The 5789-nt window shown below is 62.8% G+C and carries 7 protein-coding genes; all 7 read right to left on the reverse strand.

The window, feature by feature from the left end:
- A partial coding sequence (locus tag GGQ85_RS20420; protein WP_139372960.1) for a DUF983 domain-containing protein occupies positions 1 to 293 on the reverse strand: 293 nt, incomplete at its 3' end.
- Between the two features lie 77 nt (positions 294 to 370).
- Positions 371 to 1225: a cytochrome c oxidase subunit 3 gene (locus tag GGQ85_RS20425; protein ID WP_079448467.1), complete on the reverse strand. Its 855-nt coding sequence runs from the start codon at positions 1223 to 1225 to the stop codon at positions 371 to 373.
- Between the two features lie 95 nt (positions 1226 to 1320).
- The gene (locus GGQ85_RS20430; protein ID WP_309776044.1) at positions 1321 to 1971 is read right to left on the reverse strand and encodes a cytochrome c oxidase assembly protein; all 651 of its coding nucleotides are present in this window, start codon (positions 1969 to 1971) and stop codon (positions 1321 to 1323) included.
- Between the two features lie 6 nt (positions 1972 to 1977).
- On the reverse strand, positions 1978 to 2148 hold the full coding sequence (locus GGQ85_RS20435) for a cytochrome c oxidase system small membrane protein (protein WP_079448469.1): 171 nt from the start codon (positions 2146 to 2148) through the stop codon (positions 1978 to 1980).
- 15 nt (positions 2149 to 2163) lie between these two features.
- Positions 2164 to 3102, reverse strand: a complete 939-nt coding sequence (locus GGQ85_RS20440) for a heme o synthase (RefSeq protein ID WP_079448470.1) — start codon at positions 3100 to 3102, stop codon at positions 2164 to 2166.
- A 54-nt stretch (positions 3103 to 3156) separates the two neighbouring features.
- Positions 3157 to 4782, reverse strand: a complete 1626-nt coding sequence (ctaD, locus tag GGQ85_RS20445) for a cytochrome c oxidase subunit I (RefSeq protein WP_079448471.1) — start codon at positions 4780 to 4782, stop codon at positions 3157 to 3159.
- A 128-nt stretch (positions 4783 to 4910) separates the two neighbouring features.
- Positions 4911 to 5765, reverse strand: coding sequence for a cytochrome c oxidase subunit II (coxB, locus tag GGQ85_RS20450; protein ID WP_079448472.1), 855 nt, complete (start codon positions 5763 to 5765; stop codon positions 4911 to 4913).
- Positions 5766 to 5789 lie beyond the last annotated feature (24 nt).

Consider the following 5789-nt stretch of genomic DNA (forward strand, 5'->3'; position numbering starts at 1 on the left):
GTAACAGCGAGGACTGTTGGGATCCAGAGAGCTGCGTGGATCCAGAGGGCTGGCTGGTACTTGACTTCGACGACGAGTGCGGCGGCGACGACGATGAATCCCGCGATGAGGATGATGAACACGGCGGGACCGTCGCCGGCGTCGATGAAGGCGTAATCCTGCTCGCAAGCCTCGCAGGCGGGTCGCAGGGTCAGGAATCCGGAGAAGAGTTTTCCCTTGCCGCAGCGTGGGCATTTGCAGGCGAGCCCGCGCAGGATGGTCTGGGACAATGTCGGCCGAGCGAGATTGGACATCAGCGTTTCTTCCGAAAGAGAAAAGGGCGGCCCGGCGGCCGCCCTTGTCTTGATGGTGTTGAGCGGGCTGGTCCCGGTCAGTGCGCGGCGTGCGCCATGGCCGCGGCGCCGTTGCCCCAGACATAGATGCAGACGAACAGGAACAGCCACACCACGTCGACGAAATGCCAGTACCAGGCGGCGAATTCGAAGCCGAGGTGCTGGGAGGGCGTGAAGTGTCCCGCATTGGCGCGGAACAGGCAGACGATCAGGAAGATGGTGCCGACCAGCACATGGAAGCCGTGGAAGCCGGTCGCCATGAAGAAGGTGGCGCCGTAGACGTTGCCGGCGAAGCTGAAGGCGGCGTGATGATACTCATAGGCCTGCACGCAGGTGAAGACGGCGCCGAGCGCGATGGTCAGGATCAATCCCCACTTCAGCCCCTTGCGGTCGCCATTGAGCAGGGCATGGTGCGCCCAGGTCACGGTGGTGCCCGAGGTCAGAAGGATCAGGGTGTTGAGCAACGGCAGGTGCCAGGGATCGAAGGTCTGGATGCCCTTGGGCGGCCAGACACCGCCGAACAGCGCGTCGCGCGTCATATGCACGGGATCGCCCGGGAACAGCGCGGAGTTGAAGAAGGCCCAGAACCAGGCGACGAAGAACATCACCTCGGAGCAGATGAACAGGATCATGCCGTAGCGATGGCTGATCTGCACCACGCGGGTGTGATCGCCCTTGTGCTCGGCTTCGCGGATCACATCCGCCCACCAGCTCGCCATGGTGTAGAGCACGCCGATCAGGCCGATGCCGAAAATGATCGGCGCGGCCGCGGTCAGATGATGCATCCACAGGATCGCCCCGACGGCCATGATGAAAGCCGCGGTCGCGCCTACGATCGGCCACGGACTCGGGTCGACCAGGTGGTAATCGTGCTTGACTTGCGCCGTAGCCATTGCGGTCTCTCTCCGTTAGCGGTGCCGGCGGTATTGGGCACCTATTGATCTCAAAACAAAACGCGTCGGTAACAAAACGCGTCGGCCCTCAAAGCTCAGATGCTTCCCCCTGGCCTGTCCGGCTCGTTGACCGCCACCGGCTTGGGCGCGGCCTTCTTCACCGGAAAGAAGGTATAGGACAGGGTGATGGTATTGACGCCGTCGTTCTCGCTGTCGGCGGCGAAAGCCTGATCGACATAGAAGACGACGGCCATCTCCCGCTTCTCACCGGGCGCCAGGGTTTGCTCGGTGAAACAGAAGCAGTTGATCTTGGTGAAATAGGATCCGACTGTCAGCGGCGTGACGTTATAGGCCGCCTGCCCCATGGTGGTCGCCGCCACCTCGTTGGTGATGGTGTAATGGACGGTGGTGACCTCGCCGACCCGGACCTTTATCTCGGTCTGTTCCGGCTCGAACTTCCAGGGCAGCCCGCCCGAGACGTTGGAGTCGAAGCGTACGGCCACCGTGCGTTCCAGCGGCTTGGACTGGGGGGCCTCCCCTGCCACCTGCGTCGTTCCGTTGAAGCCGGTGACGCGGCAGAACCAGTTGTAGAACGGCACCGACGCATAGGCGGCGCCGACCATCAGGGCGACCACCAGGCCGCAGGCGGCGCCGACCTTCACGTCGCGGCCAATGCGCGGCGTCGCCTTCGGCCGGGCCGAGGCTGCGGTAGCGGGTTGCTGCGGGTGCTGCGGCGCGTCCGTCATCTCAAATCACATCGGACGGACGAGAACGCCCGGCCCCTTGATGAAGGTGACCGCGAAAAACAGCAGGACCATGAGCCCCAGCGCCCAGGCGATCGCGATCGACCGCTCGCGCCGGCGCTTCTTCTGAGCCTCGGTGAGAACGATCCCGTCTCCGTCCGGCTTGTTGTTGCTGTCCATCGGTTCATGCGCCCTCTACCAGATCAACGGCGCGATGGCCTTCGCAACCACATCGAGCAGCAGAACGGCAAACAGCGCGAACAGATAGAGGATCGAGAAGGCGAACAACCGCCGCGTGGCGCGTAGCGCCGCGCTGCCGGTGCGATGGCGATAGACATTGATCGCGAACACCAGCATGCCGGCGCCGAGGATCAGCGACGTGACACCATAAATCCAATCGAAGTAGCCGAGCGGCCAGGGCGCGGCGGCGACCGCCACCAGCACGATGGTATAGAGCAGGATCTGCAGCCGGGTCGCATCGGGACCGGCAACCACCGGCAACATCGGCACGCCGGCGCGGGTGTAGTCGTCGTTGCGGAACAGCGCCAGCGCCCAGAAATGCGGCGGCGTCCAGAAGAAGATGATCAGGAACAGAAGCAGCGGCTCCACCGACAGCGACCCCGTCGCAGCCGCCCACGCCACCACCGGCGGCAGCGCACCGGCGGCGCCGCCAATCACGATGTTCTGCGCGGTCCGCCGCTTCAGTCCCATCGTGTAGATCACAACATAAAAGAAGATCGTGAAGGCGAGCAGGCCCCCGGCATACCAGTTGACCAGGGCGCCGAGCGTCATCACCGAGAAGAACGACAGCGTGAGGCCGAACCCCATCGCCTCGCCGCGGGTGATGCGGCCGCGCGGGATCGGCCGGTTGGCCGTGCGCGACATCAGCACGTCGATATCGCCTTCCAGCGCCATGTTCAGCGCGCCGGAGGCGCCGGCTCCGACCGCGATGCAGAGGATCGAGATGAAGCCCAGGACCGGGTGAACATGGCCCGGCGCGATCATCAGCCCGACCAGCGCGGTGAAGATCACGAGCGACATCACCCGCGGCTTCAGCAGCGCGAAGTAATCGGCGACACTCGCCTCCGAGATCCGGGGCGGCAGTTCAACGGCTTTTTGATCGACAACCGACACGATACACCCGCTTGTTGGGTGCGCGGCGCGTCGAGCGCGCCGCGCACAGTCACATTACTGCACCTTCGGCAGGGTGGAGAACTGGTGGAACGGCGGCGGTGACGACAGCGTCCATTCCAGCGTGGTTGCACCTTCGCCCCACGGATTGTCCGCCGCCTGCTCCTTGCGAGCGAAGGCGTCGACCAAGCCGTAAAGGAAGACCACAGCGCCGAACCCAGCGATAAAGGCGCCGTAGGACGAGATCTCGTTCCAGCCCGCGAACGCATCCGGATAGTCAACCGAGCGCCGCATCATGCCCTGCAGCCCGAGGAAGTGCTGCGGGAAGAACAGGACGTTGGCGCCGATGAACATCAGCCAGAAGTGCAGCTTGGCGATGGTCTCGTTGTACATGTAGCCGGAGATCTTCGGGAACCAGTAGTACCAGCCCGCGAAGATCGAGAACACCGCGGCAATGCCCATCACGTAGTGGAAGTGCGCGATGACGTAGTAGGTCTCCTGCATCACCCGGTCGACGCCCGCATTGGCCAGCACCACGCCGGTCACGCCGCCAACCGTGAACAGGAAGATGAAGCCGATCGCAAACAGCATCGGCGCCTTGAACTCGATCGAGCCGCCCCACATGGTGGCGATCCACGAGAACACCTTCACGCCGGTCGGCACCGCGATCACCATCGTGGCGGCGACGAAGTAAGCCTGCGCCGTCGACACCATGCCGACCGTATACATGTGGTGCGCCCACACGACGAAGCCGATGCCGCCGATCGCGACCATCGCATAGGCCATGCCGAGATAGCCGAAGATCGGCTTCTTCGAGAACGTCGAGATCACATGGCTGATCATGCCGAAGCCCGGCAAAATCAGGATGTACACCTCGGGATGACCGAAGAACCAGAACAGATGCTGGAACAGCACCGGATCGCCGCCGCCGTCGGCAGCGAAGAACGTGGTGCCGAAGTTACGATCGGTCAAAAGCATGGTGATCGCACCCGCCAGAACCGGCAGCGACAACAAGAGCAGCCACACCGTCACCAGGATCGACCAGACGAACAGCGGCATCTTGTGCAAGGTCATGCCAGGCGCGCGCATGTTGAAGATCGTGGTGATGAAGTTGATCGCGCCCAAAATCGAGGAGGCGCCGGCCAGATGCACCGCGAGGATCACGAAATCCACCGACGGCCCGGGATGACCGCTCGTCGACAGCGGCGCATACAGCGTCCAGCCCGTGCCCGCGCCCGCCGCGCCCGGCTCACCTTCCACGAACGTGGAGGTCAGCAACAGCGCAAACGCCGCCGGCAGCAGCCAGAACGAGATGTTGTTCATGCGCGGAAACGCCATGTCGGGCGCCCCGATCATCAGCGGCACGAACCAGTTGCCGAAGCCGCCGATCATCGCAGGCATCACCATGAAGAAGATCATGATCAGGCCGTGCGAGGTCACAAAGACGTTGTAGGTATGCGCAGGATCAAAAACCTGCACGCCGGGATACATCAGTTCCGCCCGGATGCCCATCGACATCAGGCCGCCGATGATCCCCGCGACGATGGCGAACACCAGGTACATAGTCCCGATGTCCTTGTGATTGGTCGAATACGCAAAGCGCCGCCACCCTGTCGGGTGGTGCGCATGGTCGCCATGATCGTCATGGCCGTGGTCGTGAGCATGTGCTGCGGTTGTTGCCATTGTCTAATCCTGTCTTTCGTCCCTTGAAGTCCTTCGAACGAACCTTGGCGGCATCCCTTGGGGTGCAATCCCTTGGGGCGACGTCCCTTTAGCGGTTGTCGCCCCGTCGAAATCGCCCAACGCGACGCCTAGCGCATCACGTCGGCAGCTGACGCCACCGCGTTCGCCGGGTTCGAGGCAAACTTCTTCTTCGCGGTTTCAATCCAGGCCGCAAAATCCTGCTCGCTCACCACACGAACCGCAATCGGCATGAAGGCGTGATCCCGCCCGCACAGTTCCGAGCACTGGCCGTAAAACACGCCCGTCTTGGTGGCCTTGAACCAGGTCTCGTTGAGACGGCCCGGGATCGCGTCCACCTTGATGCCGAACGCCGGAACGCCAAACGAATGAATGACATCGGCCCCGGTCACCTGAACCCGGACGATCTTGTTCACAGGAACAACCAGCTCGTTGTCCACCGCAAGCATCCGCGGCTGCTTCTCATGCGCCATCAGCGAGTCAAACTCGAACTTGCCGTTGTCCGGATACGCGTAGCTCCAGTACCACTGCTTGCCGACCGCCTTCACCGTCAGGTCAGCCTTCGGAAGATCAAGCTGCTCAAACAAAAGCCGGAACGACGGAACCGCAATGCCAACCAGGATCAAAACCGGAATGATCGTCCACGCAACCTCGATCATCGTGTTGTGGGTCGTCTTCGACGGAACCGGATTGGACCGCGCGTTGAAACGCAACATCGCCACAATCAGCAGGCCCGTCACAAACAGCGTGATCAGCGTGATCACAACCAGAAGCCCGCTATGCATCCGCGCAACGCTCTCCATGACAGGCGTCACACCCGTCTGAAGTCCATACGCCCACGGATGCGGTTGACCAAGCTCCTCCGCCGATACCGCACCACTCGCGGCAAGCGCCGCTCCGCCAAACGCTAATCCCAGAAACCGGCGGCCAAACCGGCGGCCAGACTGGCCCATCGACATCTTCATGCCGCTCGCGCTCCTTGTCATAAA

This window comes from Nitrobacter vulgaris, from assembly GCF_031453995.1.
Lineage (GTDB): Bacteria > Pseudomonadota > Alphaproteobacteria > Rhizobiales > Xanthobacteraceae > Nitrobacter > Nitrobacter vulgaris.